18 protein-coding genes are annotated in these 23,376 nt (G+C 40.6%); 14 read left to right on the forward strand and 4 right to left on the reverse strand.

Annotated elements, in window-relative coordinates; genetic code table 11:
- The first annotated feature begins 447 nt into the window (after positions 1-447).
- The 6 genes from JOD45_RS15390 to JOD45_RS15415 all read left to right on the forward strand — a co-directional run bounded on the left by JOD45_RS15390 (position 448) and on the right by JOD45_RS15415 (position 7,945).
- Complete coding sequence (locus JOD45_RS15390) at positions 448-1,818, forward strand: purine-cytosine permease family protein (protein WP_205004799.1); 1,371 nt, start codon at positions 448-450, stop codon at positions 1,816-1,818.
- A gap of 49 nt (positions 1,819-1,867) precedes the next feature.
- Positions 1,868-3,526, forward strand: a complete 1,659-nt coding sequence (hutU, locus tag JOD45_RS15395; RefSeq protein WP_205004800.1) for a urocanate hydratase — start codon at positions 1,868-1,870, stop codon at positions 3,524-3,526.
- 41 nt (positions 3,527-3,567) lie between these two features.
- Complete coding sequence (hutI, locus tag JOD45_RS15400; RefSeq protein ID WP_205004801.1) at positions 3,568-4,863, forward strand: imidazolonepropionase; 1,296 nt, start codon at positions 3,568-3,570, stop codon at positions 4,861-4,863.
- A gap of 230 nt (positions 4,864-5,093) precedes the next feature.
- Positions 5,094-5,663 carry a TetR/AcrR family transcriptional regulator gene (locus tag JOD45_RS15405; RefSeq protein ID WP_205004815.1) on the forward strand — a complete coding sequence of 190 codons (570 nt, stop codon included), beginning with the start codon at positions 5,094-5,096 and terminating at the stop codon, positions 5,661-5,663.
- Between the two features lie 26 nt (positions 5,664-5,689).
- Entirely contained in the window at positions 5,690-6,124 is a 435-nt protein-coding gene (locus JOD45_RS15410; RefSeq protein WP_205004802.1) for an MBL fold metallo-hydrolase, read from the forward strand.
- 198 nt (positions 6,125-6,322) lie between these two features.
- Positions 6,323-7,945, forward strand: a complete 1,623-nt coding sequence (locus JOD45_RS15415; protein WP_205004803.1) for a long-chain fatty acid--CoA ligase — start codon at positions 6,323-6,325, stop codon at positions 7,943-7,945.
- 17 nt (positions 7,946-7,962) lie between these two features.
- Here JOD45_RS15415 and JOD45_RS15420 read toward each other — a convergent pair whose 3' ends face one another.
- A complete protein-coding gene (locus JOD45_RS15420; protein WP_205004804.1) occupies positions 7,963-8,892 on the reverse strand; it encodes a mechanosensitive ion channel family protein in 930 nt (309 codons plus the stop codon).
- A gap of 806 nt (positions 8,893-9,698) precedes the next feature.
- On the opposite strand from JOD45_RS15420, the gene JOD45_RS15425 reads away from it, so the two are divergent.
- Complete coding sequence (locus JOD45_RS15425) at positions 9,699-10,847, forward strand: pyridoxal-phosphate-dependent aminotransferase family protein (RefSeq protein WP_205004805.1); 1,149 nt, start codon at positions 9,699-9,701, stop codon at positions 10,845-10,847.
- Complete coding sequence (gene serA, locus JOD45_RS15430; RefSeq protein ID WP_205004806.1) at positions 10,840-12,423, forward strand: phosphoglycerate dehydrogenase; 1,584 nt, start codon at positions 10,840-10,842, stop codon at positions 12,421-12,423. Before JOD45_RS15425 ends, serA begins: the two co-directional genes overlap by 8 nt.
- 63 nt (positions 12,424-12,486) lie before the next feature.
- On the opposite strand, the gene JOD45_RS15435 is transcribed toward serA, so the two are convergent.
- Positions 12,487-13,104: an SWIM zinc finger family protein gene (locus JOD45_RS15435; RefSeq protein ID WP_205004807.1), complete on the reverse strand. Its 618-nt coding sequence runs from the start codon at positions 13,102-13,104 to the stop codon at positions 12,487-12,489.
- On the reverse strand, positions 13,101-16,136 hold the full coding sequence (locus JOD45_RS15440; protein WP_205004808.1) for a DEAD/DEAH box helicase: 3,036 nt from the start codon (positions 16,134-16,136) through the stop codon (positions 13,101-13,103). The genes JOD45_RS15435 and JOD45_RS15440 overlap by 4 nt, the downstream gene beginning before the upstream one ends.
- 189 nt (positions 16,137-16,325) lie before the next feature.
- Here JOD45_RS15440 and JOD45_RS15445 point away from each other — a divergent pair, with 189 nt between their 5' ends.
- Positions 16,326-17,390: a lactonase family protein gene (locus JOD45_RS15445; RefSeq protein WP_205004809.1), complete on the forward strand. Its 1,065-nt coding sequence runs from the start codon at positions 16,326-16,328 to the stop codon at positions 17,388-17,390.
- Between the two features lie 78 nt (positions 17,391-17,468).
- Here JOD45_RS15445 and JOD45_RS15450 read toward each other — a convergent pair whose 3' ends face one another.
- The gene (locus JOD45_RS15450) at positions 17,469-18,023 is read right to left on the reverse strand and encodes a CcdC protein domain-containing protein (RefSeq protein WP_205004810.1); all 555 of its coding nucleotides are present in this window, start codon (positions 18,021-18,023) and stop codon (positions 17,469-17,471) included.
- A 263-nt stretch (positions 18,024-18,286) separates the two neighbouring features.
- On the opposite strand from JOD45_RS15450, the gene JOD45_RS15455 reads away from it, so the two are divergent.
- The 5 genes from JOD45_RS15455 (at position 18,287) to JOD45_RS16825 (ending at position 22,808) form a co-directional block, all read left to right on the forward strand.
- The gene (locus tag JOD45_RS15455; protein WP_205004811.1) at positions 18,287-18,937 is read left to right on the forward strand and encodes a response regulator transcription factor; all 651 of its coding nucleotides are present in this window, start codon (positions 18,287-18,289) and stop codon (positions 18,935-18,937) included.
- On the forward strand, positions 18,930-20,309 hold the full coding sequence (locus JOD45_RS15460) for a sensor histidine kinase (protein ID WP_205004812.1): 1,380 nt from the start codon (positions 18,930-18,932) through the stop codon (positions 20,307-20,309). The genes JOD45_RS15455 and JOD45_RS15460 overlap by 8 nt, the downstream gene beginning before the upstream one ends.
- Positions 20,310-20,454: 145 nt before the next feature.
- A complete protein-coding gene (locus JOD45_RS15465; RefSeq protein ID WP_205004813.1) occupies positions 20,455-21,441 on the forward strand; it encodes a polysaccharide biosynthesis protein in 987 nt (328 codons plus the stop codon).
- Between the two features lie 57 nt (positions 21,442-21,498).
- Positions 21,499-22,566, forward strand: a complete 1,068-nt coding sequence (locus JOD45_RS15470; protein ID WP_205004814.1) for an undecaprenyldiphospho-muramoylpentapeptide beta-N-acetylglucosaminyltransferase — start codon at positions 21,499-21,501, stop codon at positions 22,564-22,566.
- Between the two features lie 113 nt (positions 22,567-22,679).
- Positions 22,680-22,808: a hypothetical protein gene (locus JOD45_RS16825; protein WP_275583986.1), complete on the forward strand. Its 129-nt coding sequence runs from the start codon at positions 22,680-22,682 to the stop codon at positions 22,806-22,808.
- Positions 22,809-23,376: the final 568 nt, after the last annotated feature.

Below are 23,376 nucleotides of genomic sequence, written 5' to 3' on the forward strand. Positions count from 1 at the left end.
TTACAAGATTGGGCGATTTTTTTGTGTACTTTTTTAAATAAAAAATGAAAAAGGGGCGCCAAAAAGTCAGTTATACTGACTTTTTGGACAGCCCCATCTTTTTTAAGTTCTACATCCCAACAGTTCCCTTTTTTGGACATAGATTACCCTTAATGAATGAGAAAAGAATTTAGTTATTTTGATAAAAAAGTAAGAAATCAAAAGAAAAGTATGGTTTAAACGTCTGGTTTTTTATTATTGTGACTTTTTTACCCCGTTTTGTAGTCATATTCAAATATAAATCATCTATCTATTCAGGTTTTTGTTAATTAAAATAAAGTTAAAGTTTAAAACAAATGATCTTAGGGGGGATCCATAAAGGCATTCAAATATCAAATAGAAGGTCAAGACAATAGCTTGTTTGAAACCGCTTACGTTTGGTTTGAAAACGAGAAGGGAGGGTGCGGCATGCAAATTGAAAAGCGTACGATTGACTTTATTCCTGATGCTGAAAGGCATGGGAGCGTCCGTAACCTATTTTTCATTTGGTTTTCAGCAAATGCTCAAATAACTACGGTTGTCACGGGAGCCCTGAGCATTGCATTAGGCTTAAATATTTGGTATGCCATTTTAGCCATTGTGATAGGAAATGCTATCGGCGGTTTCTTTATGGCATCGCATTCAGCGCAAGGACCTGAGCTGGGCATACCGCAAATGATTCAAAGCCGGGCACAGTTCGGTGTTATTGGAGCGGTTCTTCCGCTTATTTTAGTCATTATGATGTATTTGGGCTTTTTTTCAACAAGCACCGTTCTTGGGGCGCAGGCGCTTTCTTCTGCTATTCATCTCCCTCAAACCTTTTGTATTGTCATTGTTAATATATTGGCGGTTATTCTTGTGACCTATGGCTACGACTTTATTCATAAGTATGAAAAGATGGCAGGATGGCTGTTCTTTATTTTATTTATCTATATCACCATTCGCTTATTTCAGCAGCCGATGCCGAAACATTTAGATTCCCCAGGTTTTTCATGGGGGCCGTTCTTGCTTGTCATGTCCGTCATGGTAACATGGCAAATGACATTTGCTCCTTATACCGCTGACTATTCCAGATATTTACCGAAAGATACTCCTAAGAATCAAACGTTTTGGTTTACCTATTTGGGTTCAGTAGTCGGCGCCAGCTGGATGATGGTATTGGGAGCGTTTGCAGCAGTGATAGCCCCGGAACAGTCCGGCAAAATGGTGGCTTATTTTGGCAGGGTGGCCGGCCCCGGATTGTCTTCTGTTACTTTTGTCCTTATCGTTCTTGGGGTTTTAGCGATTAATACTTTAAATCTGTACGGCGGATATATGTCAGTGATGACGACTGTGGATGCCTTTGCAAAATTTAAAGTGACAAAAACGGCTCGGTTTATTTTTATTATGATGGTAGCCGTGATTGGAACAGGCATGAGTATTTGGGGGCAAGGCAACTTTTTAAATAACTACTCTGCTTTTTTAACCTTTTTGCTGTATTTTATGGTTCCTTGGACAGCAATTAATCTTATCGATTTTTATGTGCTTCGCAAAGGCAATTACAGCGTTGAGGCTATTTTCGACTTAAATGGAGAGTATGGAAAAATAAATTGGACGGCAATCGGCTCTTATGCATTAGGCATCGTTTTACAATTTCCGTTTATGAATACTGAAATTTATGAAGGTTTTGTCTCCAAATGGTTAAATGGGGCCGATATTGCTTGGCTTATAGGGTTGGTTATACCTGGGGCTTTATATTATTGCCTGATGAAGCATCAATGGACTGCTAAGAAGAATCGTAAATCTAAGCATTCAGCCTAATATGATTTCAAATCAAACGATAAATTTAAGAGGTATAGGAGGAAATATCATGTCAAACGTAAAGCAAACCATCCGTGCTCCGCGCGGCACAAAGTTAACAGCTAAAGGCTGGGTTCAAGAAGCGGCGATGCGTATGATTATGAATAATTTAGATCCTGAAGTAGCTGAAAGGCCGGAAGATCTTGTTGTCTATGGCGGAATTGGCAAGGCGGCAAGAAATTGGGACGCATTTCATCAAATTATTGATACCCTAAAAAATCTTGAATGTGATGAAACGCTATTAATCCAATCGGGCAAACCGGTAGCGGTCTTTAAATCACATCCTGATGCACCCCGTGTTTTGCTTGCCAACTCTAACCTTGTGCCGGCTTGGGCAAACTGGGAAACATTCCGTGATCTTGAGAAGAAGGGGCTCATCATGTATGGACAAATGACTGCGGGAAGTTGGATTTACATTGGCAGTCAAGGCATCTTGCAAGGAACCTATGAAACTTTTGCTGAAGCGGCAAGGCAGCATTTTAACGGCAGTTTGAAAGGAACGCTAACGGTAACGGCAGGGCTTGGCGGCATGGGCGGCGCCCAACCATTGGCAGTCACAATGAACGATGGGGTTGTCATTGCTATTGAGTGTGATCGTTCACGAATCGAACGCCGGATTGAAACAAGATATTGTGATAAATTAGCAGAGTCGCTTGACGAAGCGCTCAGTATGGCAAAATTAGCAATGGAAAAAGGCGAACCTTTATCAATCGGTTTACTTGGCAATGCAGCGGAAATATTGCCGGAACTCGTCCGCCGCGGAGAAATTCCTGACCTTCTTACCGACCAAACATCGGCGCATGATCCGCTTAACGGTTATTTGCCTGAAGGTTTAACCATCGAAGAAGGCAAGAAGCTTCGGGAATCTGACCCTGAAGAATATTTAAAACGGGCTAAAGCAAGCATCGCGAAGCATGTGCAAGCAATGGTTGATTTGCAAAAGGCGGGTGCGGTGACATTTGACTACGGAAATAACATTCGCCAGGAAGCTTATAACGAAGGTGTTAAAGACGCTTTTAGTTTTCCTGGTTTTGTACCTGCCTTTATTCGTCCGCAGTTTTGCGAAGGCAAAGGGCCTTTCCGCTGGGTAGCGCTCTCGGGTGATCCGGAAGATATTTATAAGACAGATGAAGTGATTTTACGGGAGTTTTCGGATAACAAACATCTTTGCAAATGGATTAAAATGGCTCAAGAAAAAGTAGCCTTCCAAGGATTGCCTTCTCGAATTTGCTGGCTCGGCTATGGTGAAAGGGCTAAGTTTGGCCGCATTATTAATGAAATGGTTGCAGCCGGCGAAATTTCTGCACCGATCGTCATTGGCCGAGACCATCTTGATTGCGGTTCTGTTGCTTCACCGAATCGTGAAACAGAAGCGATGAAAGACGGCAGTGATGCGATTGCCGATTGGCCGCTCTTAAATGCGATGATTAATGCCGTTAACGGCGCAAGCTGGGTGTCGCTGCATCACGGCGGCGGTGTCGGCATGGGCTATTCAATGCATGCCGGCATGGTGATTGTGGCCGACGGTACGAAAGAAGCAGGCGAAAGACTAGAGAGAGTATTAACATCCGATCCTGGCATGGGCATTGTCCGTCATGCGGATGCCGGATACGACCTTGCTATCCAAACAGCCAAAGAAAAAGGCGTACACATGCCGTCATTAAAATAAAATAGACCGGAATAAGGAATAAGATGGAGGAGTGAGAGAGTATGGAAAGAGCAGATCTTTTATTTTATAACATTGGGCAATTATTAACGATGGACAACGGCAGTGACGGACCTGTTAAAGGCAAGGAAATGCAAAACCTTCCCCTAATTGAAAATGCAGCGGTAGCCGTTAAAGATGGCAAAGTTTTAAAGGTTGGAAAGCAGGCAGAATTAATGGACATCGATGCTGATGAAAAAATTGACTGTAAGGGATGTTTAGTGTCTCCCGGCCTTGTTGAACCGCATACCCATCTTGTATTCGGCGGATCACGTGAACATGAAATGGCTTTAAAGCAGCAAGGTGTTCCATATCTTGAAATTCTGAAAAAAGGGGGCGGGATTCTTTCGACTGTCAAAGCCACCCGTGACACATCATTTGAAGAATTAGTCGATAAAGCGATGTTTCATATTGACCGGATGATGTCATACGGCATCACAACAATGGAAGCCAAAAGCGGCTACGGGCTTGATTATGATACGGAAATGAAACAAATGCAGGTGGTTAAGCATGTCAAAAAGCTTACACGGATGGACATTGTCTCGACATTTTTAGGCGCACATGCCATTCCTGAAGAATTTAAAGATAATCCCGAAGCATTTCTAGATGAAATGATTCATATGCTTCCTGAAATAAAAGAGAAAGACTTAGCTGAATTCGTTGATATTTTTTGCGAAACCGGTGTATTTTCCGTTGAGCAATCGCGTGCATACTTAGAAAAAGCGAAAAAAGCAGGATTTAAGGTAAAAATTCATGCTGATGAAATTGATCCGCTTGGCGGAGCAGAACTAGCTGCTGATGTAGGAGCGATCACCGGCGATCATCTTGTCGGTGCTTCAGATGAAGGGATCAAACGTTTAGCAGAAGAAGGCGTTATAGCTGTGCTGTTGCCGGGAACCTCATTCTATCTTGGAAAAGACAAACATGCACGGGCGCGTAAAATGATTGAATCGGGCGTCGCCGTTGCCTTGTCAACTGACTTTAACCCAGGAAGCTCAGTAACAGAAAACTTGCAAATGATCATGAGTTTAGCGGCGCTAAACTTAAAAATGACCCCAGAGGAAATCTGGCACGCTGTCACTGTGAATGCCGCCTATGCGATTAACAGAGGGGATTCAGCAGGGAAAATTGCTCCCGGCAGACATGCGGATATGGTTGTTTGGAATGCGCCTAACTATCTTTATATTCCTTATCATTATGGGGTTAATCATGTTCAAAAGGTATATAAAGCCGGAGAAAAAGTGTATGAAAAGGCTGAAATTCTAAGAAAATCTTATACCGCTGCAGCAAGCGGAAAATAAAAATGCTGTTTTTAAACCTCTAAGGAAAATCCTTAGAGGTTTAAAACGGTTTAAAGTTCCAAAATTTGAGATATCGGTTCGGGCTTTAAAGTGAGTCGCTAATATGAAGAGCAAGGCTGAGGTATTTTCTAAAAATGTTTCTGTTGGATTGACAGAATAAATGTAATATAATAAAAATTAAATACCAACTGGTTAGTACATCGAAGAATTAGGAGAAAATAGAGATGAAGATGAAAGATAAAATAACAGAAAAAAGCATTGAACTATTCGGAGAAAAGGGCTTCAATGAAACATCAATCCAAGATATTGTTGATAGTCTCGGGGTGACGAAAGGGACGTTTTACTATTATTTCGAATCCAAGCAGCAGCTCTTAATGGACATTCATTTAACTTTTATTGATGATCTCCTTTCAAGACAGAAAGACATCTTGTCCGACCAAAGCAAAAGCTGTAAAACAAAAATTTTCGATATTGTTAGAATGTTGATAAAAAATATCGAAAAGCACGGTTGGGACGCTTTGATCTTTTTTCGGGAAATTCGCCATTTAAATGAAGAACAGATGGATAAGATCGTTAAGAAAAGAGCGCTATTTCAACATCATTTGGAAGACCTTATTAAATTGGGAATGAGTCAAGGAGAATTTAGAGGCGGCCTGCCGGCAGATATTGTGACGCTGGGCATTTTAGGCATGTGCAACTGGAGCTATTTTTGGTTTGACCCAAAAGGGCGTGTTCCCGATGAAAAAGTGGCCATGATTTATGTAGACATGGTTCTTAATGGTATCGCCGTTCAGAGATAAACATTTACGATCCTGTTTCTAACGGTATGTTTACAGGCGATACGGCAGGCGTCCGTTACGAATGGCTTAAAGATGATGGCATTGATTTTTTCTTACCGACAACATCGCCTAATCATTTCGATCCCGAGGCAATGATTCAGTCCATTGACCGAATCCGCGAATACGGTTTAGACAGGCTGTATTTTGGCCGCTTCAATATGACAGAAAACGTTGAAGAAGCTTTTCAGCAAGTTTCCAAATGGATTCCTGTGTTTGTTAAAGAGGGGGAGAAAGCTTTAAGTTCAGGAAAAAGTGTCGATGGTTTAGTAAAAAGTCTCCATGACCGCGTTTCCAAGCATTTAAAGTCATTTCATATACCGGAAAACCATAAAGTTTTTAAAGTGCTGGATCTTGATTTGCAAGTTTCGGCAATGGGGATCATAGATTATTTGCAAAAGCAAAACAATCTCTTAAAAAGCTAAGGCTGCTGTTTGTGAACAGTCATCTGTTTTTTGTTGTGAATATGATGATAGGGTTAATCGAACGAGCCTATTCATAAAACGATTTTTTCCAGCGAAAATGAATCCGTTTGCAACTAGAGATAACAACAGTGGATCACAGTTTCAAGAGATATTCCAAAATATAAAGCGGCATGCAGCCGCGAAAGGGGAATTTTTGAAATGATGAACACTCAGTTAACGCTGACGCAAATGATTGAACGTGCTGAAAGGTACTTTCCAAAAAAGGAAGTTGTCTCTAGAACGTCTCCTTCGAAGATACACCGTTTGACTTATGCACAGATTGGAAAACGGACAAGATCTTTGTCAAGTGTGCTGGAAAAACTAGGTGTTAAGCGCGGCGACCGAGTCGGCACATTAGCATGGAATCAACATCGCCACTTGGAAGCTTACTTTGCGGTTCCCTGTATGGGGGCAGTTTTACATACCATTAACATGCGCTTATCTGATGACCACTTGGTTTACATCATTAATCATGCAGAAGATAAAGTTCTTTTGATTGATGAAGATATTGTTCCAATTATTGAAAAGGTTAAAGATCAGCTGTCAACCGTAACGGCTTTCATCATTATGACAGATAAAGAAACGTTGCCTGAGACATCGCTTGAGCCTGCCTATTCTTATGAAGCATTGCTCGTTACAGGTGATGAAAACTATCCATTCTGCAATGATATCGATGAGAATGAGCCGGCCGGAATGTGCTATACGTCTGCGACGACGGGCAAACCAAAGGGTGTGGTCTATTCCCATCGCGGCATTGTTCTCCACAGTTTGGCTTTAGGATTAGCTGATACAAAGGGCATATCTGAATCAGATGTTAATATGCCGATAGTGCCAATGTTTCATGTTAACGCGTGGGGGATTCCATTTGCATCGACTTGGTTTGGTTCAAAGCAGGTTCTTCTGGGTCCGAATGTCACGCCCAAACTCATCTGCGAGTTCATTGAATCGGAGAAAGTGACAGCAACAGCCGGCGTTCCAACCATTTGGATCGGTGTATTAAAGGAGTTAGAAGAAAACACATACGATATGAGCAGTTTGCGTCTTATGATATGCGGCGGTGCAGCTGCCCCTAAGGGACTCATTAAACAATATAGGGAAAAATATGGAATACCATTTGTTCACGCTTACGGCCTTACGGAAACAACACCGCTATTAACAGTGTCAAAATTAAAAAGTGGCCAATCGGATCTGACTGAAGAAGAACAGCTTGAGATCCGCGCCAAACAAGGCATGGCTGTTCCGGGTCTGGAAGTTAAAATCATTAATGAAAAAGGCGAGGCTGCTCATGACGGCAAAGAGATCGGCGAGCTTCTCGTCCGCGGGCTATGGATTGCAGATTCCTATTATAAAGACGACAGAAGCAAGGAATCTTTCCGGGACGGCTGGTTTTATACCGGTGATATCGCTGCTATTGATGAAGAGGGATACATTAAGCTTGTTGACCGTACAAAGGATCTCATAAAAAGCGGCGGGGAATGGATTTCATCTGTTGACTTAGAAAATGCACTCATGGCTCATGAAGCAGTATTTGAAGCAGCTGTTGTTGCCGTTCCCCATCCAAAGTGGCAGGAACGTCCCGTAGCCTGCGTGGTTTTGAAAGACAGTTATCGAAATGCTGTGACGAAGGATGATCTATTAAGTTACTTAAAACCGCAATTTGCCAAATGGTGGCTGCCGGATGATATGATCTTTCTCGAAGAATTACCGAAAACATCGGTTGGGAAATTCTTAAAACGCGAGCTTCGCGAGCAGTTAAAAGGCCATTTGAAGCCATCAGTTTAAGCAGGAAAAGGACACACTTATTGCGAGTGTGTCCTTTCCTGTTCCATAGTGAATTCATTTTCACGGGCCTGTACAGTATTTTTCTTGAAAGAAGGGAACCCTTCCATGTTATATGTTTTTTGAATTGGAACGGCAAGATCGATTTCGAGGTTCTCTAAAATGGCTAATATTTCAGTGTTGACTTCTTCATTGACGATAAGCCATTCATCGTAGGTTGTTGTTTTTGTAAAGAAATAGACTTGAATATCAAGGCTTGCAGATGAAAATTGATGAAAATGTACGAGTATTGTTTCTTGATCAATATCGTCTCTTGCTTTTAACATTTCCCTGATATTTGCAGCGCATTTTACCATCTTTTCTTTAGGTGTATGAATATCCAATTTCAAGTTAAATAAAACTCTTCTTTTTCCCATTCTTGACCAGTTTGTAATAGGTTCATTAACGAGCCGTGAATTTGGGACTGTTACGACCGCTTGGGTAAATGTTCGAATTTTTGTTGAGCGGAAATTAATGTCTTCGACCGTGCCTTCTACACTCGGCGTTTGAATCCAATCATCGATAGTAAATGGAGATTCAGTAATAATGACTAATCCGCCGAATAGATTGCCGAGCGTATCTTTTGCAGCCAAAGAGATTGCTAATCCGCCAAGGCCAAGCCCTGCGACAAGGCCGTCAATATTAAAGCCCCATTCATTGGCTAACGCTGCTAACATTAAGGCAGCAACAATGAACTTAATCGCTTTTGTTAAAAAAGGAATAATAATTTTATTGAACTGCAGATTAAGGCGTGTACTGACATGATTAAATAAAATCTCTGTCGCATTTGAAAACTTAAAAAGTCCGCCGCCGATAAGAATAATAATCATAGACCGATAGATTTTGGTGATGTAGTAAATGGTATGATCAGAAAGCGGCAAATAATGCAGAGCAAGGTACAGCCCGGTCATAATCAAAAATAGGCTAACCGGTTTCTTAAAAGACTGGATAACATAATCATCAATTCGCTGATACTTTTTAGGAATTATCTTTATGATGAACTCCAAAATATATTTGCTGAAAATTTTTCCTATGAAAAAGAAAACTAAAAAGATGAGACAAGCGATACCGATGTCTTTAAATGGGATATGGGTTATAAAATTCGTTATATAATCTTTCATATATCGCTCACTCCGAGTCTAAATTCGTATAAGATTAATCATACCATGTTATATCAATCATTACGAATGTATAATCATTTCATATTCAGTTTAACATAATATATTTCGATAACATTGAAATGTTCGTTGTCCTCATGGAAAAATTGCGGGTAGAAAAAACTGATGAAATCATATAAATAAAATAAAGTTTTAAAAAAGTCATTTTTATCCCTTTACATTCATCAACTGCCTTGTTAAAATAGTTTTCAAATATTCTAATAGTTATGACGAAGACAGATGTCAGATGGAATCTTAAGAGAGCCGGTGGCTGGTGTAAACTGGTGTTTCCCCTGATATTGAGCACTTCTGAGCTGATAAGCTGAAATGAGAGAGTACGCTTATCCGGACTGCCGTTATCCAATAGGTTATGAACCTGCCGAGGTTACAGCTGCAAAGCTGTAATAAAAAGAGGGTGGCACCGCGTATGATCGCCCCTCACTGCAAAATGCAGTGAGGGGCGTTTTAATATAAAAAAACGCTTTCACTTCTTAGGGGAGTAAAGAGAGCGGTATTAAGTCAATGAGCAAATGCTGATTTTACAAGGAGGAGAGAGAGACATGCATAAAACCATTTTGAGAAACCCCGGTCCGACACCAGTGCCCGGACAAGTTCAGCAAGCGATGAATCACGGCATGATCAGCCATAGAGGCGGGGAGTTTAAGACATTATTCAAGGAAACGGCAAACCGTCTTAAGCCGTTGTTTGGCACAGAGCAAGATGTTTTTATCATCACTGGCAGCGGAACATCTGCTTTGGAAACGGCGATCGCGAACACAATTTTTCCCGGTGATGAGGTTGTTGTGGTAACCGTTGGAGACTTTGGCGATCGTTTTGCTGCGATTTGCGAAACTTATGGCGCTGTTGTCCACAAGCTGGAAATTAAGTGGGGAAAAGCATGCACAGAAGAAGAATTGACCGAATGCCTTAAACGGTTTAACCATATTAAAGCAGTGATTGCAACATATAATGAAACATCTACAGGGGTCTTAAATCCGGTAGAACAATTGGCTAAGGCTGTTCATACACATAGCGATGCTTTATTTATTGTCGACGGCGTCAGCTGCATAGGCGGTGTAGATGCGAAAATGGATGAATGGGGCATAGATATTCTTGTCACAGGCTCGCAGAAAGCCTTAATGCTGCCGCCGGGCTTAGCATTTGTCAGCGTAAGCGAAAAAGCTTGGAAAATCATTGAAAATAATCAAGCGCCGGCTTATTATCTCGATCTATTATCCTATCGAAAATCTTACGAGAAACATATGACACCGAATACGCCGGCCGTTTCCCTTATATATGGTCTTCAAGAGGTGTGCCGCTTGATTGAAGAAGAAGGATTTGATCAAACGGTCAAAAGACATGAAATCATGAAAAAGATGGTTCGCCAAGCAATTCGGGCCCTCGGCTTGCCTTTATTAACAAACGATGAGGATGCCTCACCGACAGTAACAGCCATCAGTGAACCTGCTGACTTGTCAATAGAAAAACTCCGCACTCACCTTAAGCAGACATATCATATTGATTTTGCAGGCGGCCAAGGAAAATTAAAAGGGAAGATTATGAGGTTTGGCCATATGGGTTATTGTTTTCCAGGCGATGTGCTGGAAGCTGTTTCATTAATTGAATGCGGTTTAAAAGATCTTAATCATCAATTTGAATATGGTGCAGGCGTTAAGGCTGCACAGGAGGTGTATTTGGAATATGTTTAATGTTTTAATCAGTGATCCATTAAATGAAGAAGGGATCGAACCCCTGTTAAAAGCAAAAGATATAAGGGTTCATATAGAAACGGGGCTTAAGCCGGAAGCGCTTCAATCCGTTATCCCGGATTACCATGCCCTGCTTGTGAGAAGCCAGACTCAAGTATCGGCTAATATTATCAACGCAGGCAGTAAATTAAAAGTTATCGGCCGGGCCGGCGTCGGCGTGGATAATATTGATTTAAAGGCCGCAACGCAGAAAGGCATCATGGTTCTTAATGCGCCGGAAGGAAATACGATTTCTGCGGCTGAACATACATTTGCTATGATGATGGCGCTGTCCAGAAATATTCCCCAGGCTTATAAATCCTTGGTTGGCGGCGAGTGGAACAGGAAGGCTTTTCAAGGCGCCGAGCTAAACCGTAAAGTCATCGGCATTATAGGACTTGGCAGAATAGGCGCAGAAGTGGCTAAACGAGCGAAAGCCTTTAATATGAAAGTCGTCGCCTATGACCCTTTCTTAACGAAAGAAAGAGCAGAAAAGCTCGGCATTGAAAAAGCGGAACTCGATATGGTGCTTGCGGCTGCTGATTTTATCACTGTTCATACACCATTGACACAAGAGACGAAACATTTAATCAACAGCGAAAAGTTCAATATGATGAAAGACGGCGTGCGAATTATCAATTGCGCCAGGGGCGGTATTATTGATGAAGATGATCTGTATCATGCCATAAAGGACGGCAAAGTGGCGGGAGCAGCTCTTGACGTTTTTGAAAAAGAGCCGGCAACCGGACACCCGCTATTAACACTGCCGCAAGTGATTGCAACACCGCACCTTGGCGCGTCAACCGTGGAAGCACAAAAGAATGTTGCCGTCGATGTCAGTGAAGGAATATTAAAAGTATTGCATGACCAACCATTTAGAAATATCGTTAACTACCCGCCGATTCCAAGCGAAATGATGAAAAAGTTGACGCCTTATTTTGGCCTTTGTGAAAAAATGGGTGAGATGGCTATTCAATTAGTGAAGGAAAAACCTGATGAAATAACGATTACCTATTCAGGAGAATTAATGGACTTAGAAACAACGCCGTTAACGCGCAGTATTTTAAAAGGTATCTTGTCTTATTATTTAAGTGCGAAGGTCAATTTCATCAATGCAGCGTTTATGGCAAAGGAGCATGATATTGCTTATACAGTTGAAAAGAAACCATATCATCAAAGCTTTACCAGCCTGATAACATTGCATGTGAAAACCGGCAATCACGAAAGGGTCATTGCCGGCACATTAATCGAAGGTTACGGTCCGCGCATCATCCGGATTGGCGAATATCATATTGATGTATCGCCGGAAGGCCATTTGCTGTTTGTCCATCACCATGATCTGCCAGGTTTGATTGGAAAAGTCGGCTCTATTTTAGGAGAACATGGCGTTAATATAGCAACGATGCAAGTTGGCAGAAAGACTGCCGGCGGCCAAGCGATTATGATGTTGTCTGTTGATAAGAAAATCGAAAAAGATGTGATGGAGCGTCTGGAGAACATAGAGGATATTATGAGTGTTCAAGAGATTGATCTATAACAGCAGCAAAAGCCAAGCGCCCTAAAGGACGCTTGGCTTTTGTATATCATTTGTCTTCGCTTGCTACTTTAGCCGATTGTTTTTACTAAATTGGCGCATGTCGTTATACACAAACATTAATAAATGATTTAAATTTGGTTTGATATGCCAAAAAGGGGCATAACCCGTCCGTGCGGCGACGGAGGCTTTCTTGTTAGCCAAATATTGAAGGCTTTCTAATGAATAATCTTCGGTAACCCTTTGAGATGTGCGTCTTTTATTTAAGGTTTGCGGTTCTTGCTTACTCAATGACTGAGATGCGGAAACTTTAGGTTTAGCCCATTTGCTTTCGATATCCCTATCATATTCTGTTATCCAGCGAATAACAGCGGCGACAATGTGCTTGCATCGGTCATTATTGTCCGGGCAGGTGCAATGAAAATATATATCCTCAGGAAAGGGGAGAAGCAGACTTTCAAAATAATGGCCGGATGACCATTCGGAAACAACTTGATAGACGCTGCCGTGAGAGCCGACAACTTCAGCCGAGAAGCCGTCGTCCGGATTAAAATCCAGCTCAATGACGGCGCCTTCCCTGAATAAGGCCTTTCCGCGGCGAAGGCGTCCGGCCTCAACACTGTCATTAAATATTTCTAACCAATATTTTAATTGGGGATCTTTAATCAAAATCCGCCGGCTCACGACGACAGCACCTCTTTTCGCAATCGAATCAAGTCGAAGATTTCCTTATCGGATAGTTCGGTAACCCAGCCTTCGCCTTGACTGAGAATTTGTTTGCTTAACGATTTCTTTTGTTCTATCAGTTCATCAATGCGTTCTTCTATGGTTCCTTCACAAATCATTTTATGGACATTAACATTCTCTGTCTGTCCGATTCTATAGACACGATCCGTCGCCTGTTCCTCAACAGCCGGATTCCACCAGCGGTCAAAGTGGACAACATGACGGGCTTCGGTTAAGTTCAGGCCTACACCGCCCGCTTTCAATGAAAGGATAAAGATGCTGCTTGTTTCCGTTTCCCGGAAATGGCTGATTAACTTCTCTCGTCCCTCAGCTGTTAAACCGCCGTGAAGAAAATAAATACGGCAGTTTGGAAATTGAGCTTCGAGCGTTTTTTCTAAAAGTTTACCCATTTTTACATATTGGGTAAAGATAAGCAGTTTCTCATTTTGTTCAACAAGGGGATGAACCAATTCGAATAAGCGTTTAAGTTTGCCCGAAGATTGAATATCCTCTTTGTCCGTCAAAAGGTTTGGATGGTCGCAAATTTGTTTAAGCTTCGTTAAAGTAGACAGGATTAATCCTTTTCGCTTCATGCCTTCAGTGCTCCTGACATGCTGCATCAGTTCATTAACGACCGATTGATATAAGGACGCTTGCACTTTGCTTAAATGGCAGTATTCTTTGATTTCCATTTTTTTCGGCAAATCTTTAATAATCCGTTTATCGGTTTTTTCGCGGCGCAAGATAAATGGTGAAATCATCTTTTGCAGCATTCTCGTTTTTGCTGTGCTATTTTCTTTAACAATCGGTCGTACAAAGTGCTCACGAAACTTGTTGAGCGGACCGAGATAACCAGGATTAAGAAACTCCATAATTGACCATAATTCCTCAAGGCGATTTTCAATCGGCGTACCTGTCAGAGCAATCCGATGCTCAGCCTTGAGCGCTCTTACCGCCCGGCTTTTTTTGGCGTGGGGATTCTTTATTGTTTGCGCCTCATCAATAATGACGCTCGACCACTCAATGTTTGAGAAAAAGTCAATGTCTTTTAATAACAATGAATAGCTCGTTAGAATACAGTCGAATTGATCGAGCTGCTGTTCGAGACTCCCGGCAGACATACGTTCCGGACCATGGTGGGTATAGAGTCGAAAGCGGGGAGCGAATTGTTTAAATTCGTGCCGCCAGTTTGCCAAAAGTGAAGTCGGGCAGATAATGAGGATTTTGTTGCGATCATGCTTCGCCAATCTTCTGGTAATGTAAGCAATCGTTTGAATTGTTTTTCCAAGTCCCATATCGTCGGCCAAACAGCAGCCGGTCCGCTTTTCTGCTAAATTTGTCAGCCATGTATAGCCTTTTTTCTGGTAAGGGCGGAGCTGACCATGGAAATGCTCTGGAACGCCGATAGAATGGGAAGGTTTTTTTAATAAACCTTTTAAATAGTCGTCAAGTTTGTGATCAATATTTAAATGAAAAGGTTTTTTTCGTTTTCCTTTATATAGAGTTTTTAATTGGAGGGCATCACCGACACTGGGGTTTTGTCCTGTTAGAGATTCGGCTTCCCGCATCGCTTCATAAGCTTCTATCATTTTATCAAGCGGCAGTTCAATCCATTGACCGTTCCTTTGTACAAAGGATTTTTGCTGATCCACCAACCTTTTAAATTCATCAGCCGAAAGATCCATATCCCCGACCGCAATCCTCCAGTCGTAATGCGTCAGACTTGAAAGATCAAAGAAAGATGAGCTAACGCCGATGTCCAAGTCTAAATCAACTTGTTCTTTTGCCTTTTTAATTTTCAGCCATGACGGAAATAGAAGGCGGATGTTTTGCTCCAATAGTTCGTCTTGCTTTCGATAGAGATCAAGAACCGTATTAAGATTTAAATCATAAGCGCCGTCAATCAATAACTGCTGGAAGTTCAGCTCCGGAATATGCTTGTTCAGCAAAAATTCAATTTGGTCAAGACGCTGTTTATTTACCGGATGGTTATAAGCGGCTTCTTCCCAATTGAAAAGACTTTTTTCGTTATTTTGGATGCCTTCAACACTGAGCTGAATGGTCCATATTGTATCCGGTTCAAAAGGTTCTTCATGCTGATCGGGTTCAATATAGACGTTAACTGACTGAATTTGAATAAAAGACCTCCAATGTTCTTGATAAAAAGCTGAAATAGCGTGCAAGGGTTCTTCAATATCCGATATTCCGGCTCCGGCCGTCCAATTAAGAATGTCTTTTTTTAGCTGCTTCACTTGGGCTGTCTTTTCATAATTGCCCGTAGCCAAGAAAAAGGCCGGTGTATCGATCGTCAAAAAATTAAACCAATCGGCAGCATGATCATGGGCGATCAGCCCTTCGTCTAACCAATCATTGACAACTTGATCAAAAATAGGGTTGGATGTTTGCCGGATTAAAGCATCAAGCCACATATTCATTAACAAATACAGCCATTGCTTTGTAGTGATGTTTTCTAATTCCTTTGGTGCTAAAGAGATCGGCGGGATATGGCTGAGCCACTTTTTTAAAAGACCGGACGTCTCAAGCAGTTCATGGTCACAAAACCAATGGGCGGATGCATAATAGCTGCCGTCTTTTTCATAGTCGACCAAAGACGGGTAAAAATGGCCGTTTTCCAAAAGGATATTAATCCCGGCGGCCACTTCTTTAAAATAGTAAATACTGTCCGCGTACTCAAAATAACGGTTATATCCAAAAATGAATTTAGGATGTTTAAATAATGTTAAAAGCTCGGTATAACCAAATAACAACCCTCGCACCGCAACCAATTGATCGTCCAGTTGAAATGCTGTCTCATACGGCGTGATCAGGTTGTCGCCAATGACTTCGATCCATTCTTCTGATTTATTTAATAAAGCATATAAATATTCATTTTCTCTGTTCGGGCGGCCTTTGGAGTCACCAATCCATACAAAAAATTTGCATTCATCCCTTATCGTCGGAATAAAGGATATATGCAGTTGTCCGCTCATTGCACATCCCTCAATCGTTTAATATCGTTAAACATACATTATAACTATAACAGCGTTAAAAAGGCGAAGCAATTTTCCGATGTTAAGTCATTTCAATGATTTGGTTAAGAGGCCCGATTTTTGCTAATATTGATCATGAAGCGACAATATGAACGATTATAAATTCATTTTAAAGAAGGAGCAAAAAGCATGGCAGAAAATCAAAAATTGATCGGCTTTATTGGGACATATACAAAAGGAGACAGCGAAGGTATTTACTCGTTTACACTTGATGCAGCTGCAGAAAAGCTTGGCGATGTAAAGCCGGCCGCTCAGCTGGATAATCCGACATATGTCACGGTAAGCAAGGATAATCAATATCTTTATTCTGTTATGAAAGAAGGCGAAAAAGGCGGTGCCGCCGCATTTGCTATTAACGGAAAAAATGGGCGCGGTCATCTTGAATGCTTAAATAAGCAGCTGTCAGAAGGGGCGTCGCCTTGCCATATTAGCGTTGACAATGACAATCAATGCGTCGTTACAGCCAATTATCATAAAGGGACGGTTGAAGCTTATATGACAAGTGATGATGGCAGCCTCAACCCTGTGTCATCTGTCATCGAACATCACGGCTCGGGTCCCAACAAAGACAGGCAAGAGAAACCGCACGTACACTTCGCTGGATTTACGCCAGATGAAAAATATATCGCGGTTGTCGATTTAGGCACTGATCAGTTAATAACATATTCGCTTAATAACGGGGCGCTTAAAGAAGTAAGCCGTTTGTCCGTTAAACCGGGAAGCGGTCCAAGACACTTAGCTTTCCATCCGAATGGAAAATATGCATACTTAATGACAGAGCTGAGTAATGAGGTGATTGCCTTAGCATATCATAGTGCGGAAGGCAGCTTCACAGAACTGCAAACTATCTCGGCCATTCCCGAAGATTTTAACGAGAACAGCCAAGGCAGCGCCATTCATATTTCATCAGACGGCCGTTTTGTATACGCTGCTAACCGGGGGCATGACAGCATTGCCTTATTCAGTGTCGATCAAGATTCGGGCAACCTTGCTTTTGTGGAACATACATCAACAGAAGGTCATTGGCCGCGCGATTTTGCCCTTGATCCAACAGAAAATTTTCTTGTGGCTTCTAATCAGCACTCAGGCAGCATTGTCTTATTTAAGAGAGACAAGGAAACAGGCAAGCTTAAATTCATCCAGTCTGATGCGGCAGTGCCGGATCCTGTGTGCGTAAAATTTCTGCATGTCTAAGCAAAAAGCCCTAAGCCGCTGCTTGAAACAGCGGTTTAGGGCTTTTTATTGTTTTTTTCGACGAGCCATGTCAAATTATTAACTTGAATAGGTACCGGCTCCGCAAGATGCAGCAATGGATTGAGATTTTCTCTTGCGCAGCAGCATCATGCAGTAGGCAGCATAATAGGCAAACATGATCATAATTAATCCGGCCGTCCATGAACTGCCCGTATGCATCATATTCTGTAAGCTGTTTGATTGTTGTAAAGCCCGGCCTCCAGCATGCTGGGCCAAACTGAACATCATGTAAAATCTGTAGATCAAACGACCGAAGAAAAGGGCGGTAACGATGCCTCCGATCCACGGGTTATTTCGGTAATACCAATCTTCGCCGCGTTTCTCGAATGTTGTTGAAGAAATGCCATAGTAAGCGAGTATAAGTCCGATTGCCGCACCGGCAATGTCTGAGATGAAGGCGATTGGATGTATGATGTTTTCAAACAAGAGAAGTGCGCCGATGATGAAAAATACGACCATTCTGATAAGCATTTTTGAGGGTTGGAACTTTTGCCAGCCGATATTTCGGCGAGCTCGTTTAAAGATAGCAAGGCATACAATGGCGATCATAACAATGATATAATGCTGGTTCATTTATCTCACTCCCTTCAGCACTTTTTAAATCAATCTTTGTATACTAAGTGTATTATAACACTTAATACACTTAACGCAAATCCTATTTTTGCCTTATTGCGGTATAATGAAATGGCTGTTAAAATACATTTTCAGTAAATCATATTATCTTATGTATGACATTTATCAATTGTTTAGGGAGCTGCACCTCACTTTTTCAAATTGTTGATGGAGAAAGGGGCAGCACCGGTTAACCAAATACATTTGAAATGGGATGAGGAATAATGAATATATTGATTGTTGATGATGAAAAGGATATGTTAAAGATTCTTAAGGCGTATTTTGAACGTGAAGGTTACAATATCTTTTTAGCTGAAGATGGCGAGCAAGCATTGGATGTTTTTTACAGTAATAAAATAGATCTCGTCATTTTAGACTGGATGATGCCAAATCTAAATGGCATCAGCGTTTGTAAAGAAATAAAAAACAACGGACAAGCCAAAGTGATTATGTTAACAGCCAAAAGCGGGAACGAAGATGAATTGATGGCATTGAATACCGGCGCCGATGATTATGTGAAAAAGCCGTTTCATCCTGATATATTGCTGACAAGAGCAAAAAAACTGTTGAAAGTAGATGACATCGTTAAGCTTGCTGATTTGAAAATTGACTTCAAAGCAAGAAAAATTTATAAAAATGGCCATGATATACAAGCTACCAAAACAGAATTTGAACTGATGAGATGTTTCCTAAACAATCGGGGGCATATATTATCTCGAAAAGACTTACTAGATATTGTATGGGGATTAGATTACGTCGGCGAGGAGAGAACCGTTGACACACACATTAGACGGTTAAGAGAAAAAATCGGAGCAGATTTAATAAAAACACATAGAGGCTTGGGTTACAGTTTGGAGAAAGCGACCGATGAATAAGCTTGGGAAAAAACTTTCAATCAGCATCTCTATCGCTGTGATTTGTATCATCACTTTTTCTGTTTTACTAAATAAATATTTTTTGCCAAAGTATTATTTATATAAAATGAAAGGCAATATCGAACATGTCACTGAGGCGCTTGGAAAAATGGATAAAAAAGAATTTTTAAATGCAGTGCCTGAGTTTGAGAGAAAGTATCATGTCACGATTGTTTATGAAGGAACCAAAGAAGATATTAATGACTTTAATGAGGCGCTGCGGGAAAAATTGTATAGAAAACAGGTCACATTAAATAAATTCTGGGTAACGCCGGAAACGCTGAAAAAAGTTGAGAACGGACAGAAAGTGAACAAGCTCTATGATCAAGGGAAACTAAAATCAAGTTTTTTAACCAGTTATATTAATAAAGACCATATGTTTGTTTTAGTCGGCTTATCAATTGCCCATTTCAATGACGCAGCGAAAGTGATTAATACGCTTTATATTTACGTGCTTGCCATAGCTGTTGTTATTATTCTCCTGCTGGTATGGCTATTAACCAAAAAAATGACCGATCCTTTGAAGAAATTAAAAGAGGTATCTGAGGAAATTTCCAGATTAAAGTTTAAAAAGGTTAATGTCCGAACAAATGATGAGATTGAAGAGCTGGCAGAAAGCATTAACATTATGAGCGATAAATTAAAACAAGCCCATGAAGATTTGCTGACAAAGAATGAGAACTTAAAAACGTTCATGGCCGATATTAACCATGAATTAAAAACACCTTTGTCTGTGATACAAATTTATGCACAGGGTTTAAAAGACGGACTGGACGACGGAACTTATATAGACACGATTTTAAAACAAACAAGCAATATTTCGCTATTAATAGAAGATTTATTAAATTATTCAAGGATTGAGAAAGCCGTTTTCACGTACGAAAGATTTCAGCTGCTTGAACTTTTTCGGGAATGCTTAAGCAAATATGACTTAGAATGCAAGAAAAAGCAAATTCATGTGACGGTCTCGAACAAGGTCAAAGGCGAGGTATGGGTAGAAGCGGATAAGAACAAATTCGAAATGGTTTTCAACAACTTGATCAGCAATGCGATTAAATATACGCAAAATCAAAAGATTGATATATCATTCTCAGAATCAGATGACAAGGTGTTGTTTACCATTCAAAACGGCGCCGATATTGATGGCCAAAAGATAGAGAAAATTTGGGAGCCCTTTTATGTGATTGAAGCATCACGAAATAAAAACATCTCAGGAACAGGATTGGGCTTAGCTATTGTTAAATCGATCCTCGAACGGCATCATCTGAAGTTCGGTGTCAAGCATTCTGAAGGCAATATACTATTTTATATTTATTTTAATAGAGTCCCATAACATATTTTGGGGCTCTTTTCTTTTTTTAAAAAGAGTTTCATGATGTCAAACTAATGTAACAAATCGAGGTTATGCTATTATTGTCAAAGGTTAAAGAAGCAAAACAGAATATCTAAAGGATTTATATAATGGGAGGAAAAGATAAATGTTTGAAAATCATACAATTTTAGTTACTGGCGGTACAGGTTCATGGGGACAAGAGGTTATTAAACAACTAATATTGCAGAATCCGAAAGAAATTCGCGTATTTTCAAGAAATGAAACATTGCAGGTGGAAATGGCGCAGCAGTTCAAAGATCATCATCAAATAAAGTTTATTATCGGAGACATCCGTAATCAAGAGGAATTAATCAATGCTTGTGAAGGTGTTGATATTGTCTATCATTTAGCAGCATTAAAGCATGTGCCGGTTTGCGAAAATCATCCTAGTGAAGCATTTAAAACAAATGTGCACGGCACTCAAAATGTCATTAATGCAGCGATTAAGAATAATGTGAGAAAGGTTGTTTATCTATCAACTGATAAAGCGGCAGATCCGTCAAATATTTACGGCATGACGAAAGCCATAGGTGAAAAGCTGATGATTTATGCTAATACCAAAAACGTTATGACAAGATTTATTTGTGTCAGAAGCGGCAATGTTCTTGGGACAAGCGGCAGCGTCGTGCAAGTCTTTAAAAACCAAATAAACAATTCCCGGCAAATAGAGATTACAGACCGGCGAATGACACGCTTTTTCTTAACGATGGAGCAATCTGTTCAGTTCTTGTTTAAAGCGACAAAAGAAGGCAAGGGCGGAGAAATTTTCGTGATGAAAATGCCGGCTTGCAAAATTGATGATTTAGCGCATGTTTTAATTGATGAATCAGGCTATGAAAATATACAAATAAAAGAAGTCGGTATTCGTCCGGGTGAAAAGCTGAATGAAAGTCTATTTTCAGAATCCGAAAGTACACGGACAAAACTGATTAATCATGATTACTTTGTTATATTGCCTACCGTGCCCGTTGAGGGTCTTAACGATTATTATCGTTCTTATGAAAATGCAGATTCTCGCGGCTATCATTCTGAAACGGAGCCAATGACAAAGGAAGAAATCAGAGAGATGCTGAAGATGGGGGATTTATTGTGAGACATCCCCTGTCTCAGACTTCTTTAAATACTTCGCGATGTTCTTGGAGGGGGAAATATGGATAAGAGAATCGTCTTCACTGGAGGAGGGTCCGCCGGCCATGTCATGGCTAATCTTGTGTTAATGCCAAAACTTATTAAACAAGGCTGGCATGTTCAATATATCGGGTCAAAAAACGGGATCGAAAAACAGCTGGTTGCCGGCCTCGAAGGTGTAGATTATTACAGTGTATCAACTGGAAAACTAAGAAGATATTTTGATTGGGATAATGCCAAAGACCTATTCAAAGTGATGGGAGGGGTAGGTCAATCTTACAGATTAATAAGAAAGCTGAAACCCCATGTTGTTTTTTCCGGCGGAGGATTTGTTGAGGTTCCTGTAGTTATTGGCGCGGCATTAAATAGAGTTCCCATCATTTTGCGTGAAACGGATGTGTCACTGGGACTTGCAAACAAACTCTCCCTGCCTTTTGCAAAAAAAATATGTACGACTTTTCCCGAGACCGAAAAAGCGATACGCTCAAAAAAATCTATTTACATTGGTTCCATTGTAAGGGAAAGTTTAAAAAATGGAGATGCTGAGCGGGGACTGGCGTTTTGCCAATTTACTAAGGAAAAGCCGGTGCTTCTTATTATGGGCGGAAGTCAAGGAGCCGAGCGGATTAATGAGGCGGTAAGAATGTGTCTGAATCGATTGTTAAAAGACTTTTTTATCGTCCACATTTGCGGAAAAGGCAAGGTAGATGCTTCAATTCAATTAAAGGGCTACCTGCAATTTGAATATGTTCATGATGAATTAGCTGATTTAATGGCGATGGCTGATGTCGTTGTTTCAAGAGCAGGCTCCAACTCGATATTTGAATGTCTCGCTTTGCGCAAACCGATGCTGCTTATTCCATTATCTAATGGCGCTAGCCGAGGCGATCAAATTTTAAATGCCAAGTCATTTATGAATTCTGGTTACGCTGAAATACTTTTTCAAGAGAATCTTAACCGGGATACATTGATGGATGCCGTTTATCATTTGTATAAATATCGGGAAAAATATGTTAAAAACATGGAATCTTATGAAGATGATAAAGGGGTTCAAATGGCGATGGATTTGATTGTGGAGATGGCAAAGTAAGACCGGGATAAAGGATACAAGCCGTGCAGTATTTATTAATTTATAAAATTTGTCCAACTTTATCGTTAAAATCTAATATGATATTTTACAAAGCCGATTCCTTAATAATTAAGTTGAATCGGTTTTTTGCTTATGTCCAATGGCTGCAAAAAGCGGCACCGTGGGCAAATGTTCATGTGACCGGATGTATGATGTACCTGTTGGAAAAAGACTGCTTGTCTGTATTTAAGTTATGTTTCTAGAAGGAGAGTATATCAAAGAAAAGGTATTGTCCTGACATTTGCCGGAGATATTGAGAAAGGCCTCTTTAACCTAGAGCGTGAAAACCTCTATATAAAGACAGGAAAAACTTTCATGACTTCTTACATGAAAGGTTATCGAATGACTAGCTTTTTGTTCAATTTCAAATACAGTACCTCCTCTCAGTTGAATGAGGAAAACGGAATCAAATGTTAAATATATTTAACTAGGAATTAAGTAACAATTTTTATAATTTTTATTTCCTTTCCATCTGCAATGGGAAGAATTTGCTACAATTGGATAAGAAGGAACTTTAAGGAGAGGAGCGGTATCAATGAACCATTTAATAAGTTTGGTTCGTGAAAGTTCGCGCTTGTATTCTTATCCATCTGATTTTGTTATACATAATAAAAATAAAGACATCAATAAGAAAAATGCCGCACAACATTTTAATATCGCTCCTATAGGATTATGCAATGGGACAAATTAAAGTAGATCCAGACCGACTGGAGGAGTTTGCCGACAAGATCGGTGACGCAAAAAGTTCGTGCGGCGATGCGTTATCGGCAT

The organism is Scopulibacillus daqui (genome assembly GCF_016908855.1).
In the GTDB taxonomy this organism is placed as follows: domain Bacteria; phylum Bacillota; class Bacilli; order Bacillales; family Sporolactobacillaceae; genus Scopulibacillus_A; species Scopulibacillus_A daqui.

Coding starts and splice junctions, on each gene's coding strand:
- JOD45_RS15390 (WP_205004799.1), top strand. CDS start 448: ATGCAAATTGAAAAGCGTACGATTGACTTTATTCCTGATGCTGAAAGG.
- hutU (WP_205004800.1), top strand. CDS start 1,868: ATGTCAAACGTAAAGCAAACCATCCGTGCTCCGCGCGGCACAAAGTTA.
- hutI (WP_205004801.1), top strand. CDS start 3,568: ATGGAAAGAGCAGATCTTTTATTTTATAACATTGGGCAATTATTAACG.
- JOD45_RS15405 (WP_205004815.1), top strand. CDS start 5,094: ATGAAAGATAAAATAACAGAAAAAAGCATTGAACTATTCGGAGAAAAG.
- JOD45_RS15410 (WP_205004802.1), top strand. CDS start 5,690: ATGTTTACAGGCGATACGGCAGGCGTCCGTTACGAATGGCTTAAAGAT.
- JOD45_RS15415 (WP_205004803.1), top strand. CDS start 6,323: ATGATGAACACTCAGTTAACGCTGACGCAAATGATTGAACGTGCTGAA.
- JOD45_RS15420 (WP_205004804.1), bottom strand. CDS start 8,892: ATGACCGGGCTGTACCTTGCTCTGCATTATTTGCCGCTTTCTGATCAT.
- JOD45_RS15425 (WP_205004805.1), top strand. CDS start 9,699: ATGCATAAAACCATTTTGAGAAACCCCGGTCCGACACCAGTGCCCGGA.
- serA (WP_205004806.1), top strand. CDS start 10,840: ATGTTTAATGTTTTAATCAGTGATCCATTAAATGAAGAAGGGATCGAA.
- JOD45_RS15440 (WP_205004808.1), bottom strand. CDS start 16,136: ATGAGCGGACAACTGCATATATCCTTTATTCCGACGATAAGGGATGAA.
- JOD45_RS15445 (WP_205004809.1), top strand. CDS start 16,326: ATGGCAGAAAATCAAAAATTGATCGGCTTTATTGGGACATATACAAAA.
- JOD45_RS15450 (WP_205004810.1), bottom strand. CDS start 18,023: ATGAACCAGCATTATATCATTGTTATGATCGCCATTGTATGCCTTGCT.
- JOD45_RS15455 (WP_205004811.1), top strand. CDS start 18,287: ATGAATATATTGATTGTTGATGATGAAAAGGATATGTTAAAGATTCTT.
- JOD45_RS15460 (WP_205004812.1), top strand. CDS start 18,930: ATGAATAAGCTTGGGAAAAAACTTTCAATCAGCATCTCTATCGCTGTG.
- JOD45_RS15465 (WP_205004813.1), top strand. CDS start 20,455: ATGTTTGAAAATCATACAATTTTAGTTACTGGCGGTACAGGTTCATGG.
- JOD45_RS15470 (WP_205004814.1), top strand. CDS start 21,499: ATGGATAAGAGAATCGTCTTCACTGGAGGAGGGTCCGCCGGCCATGTC.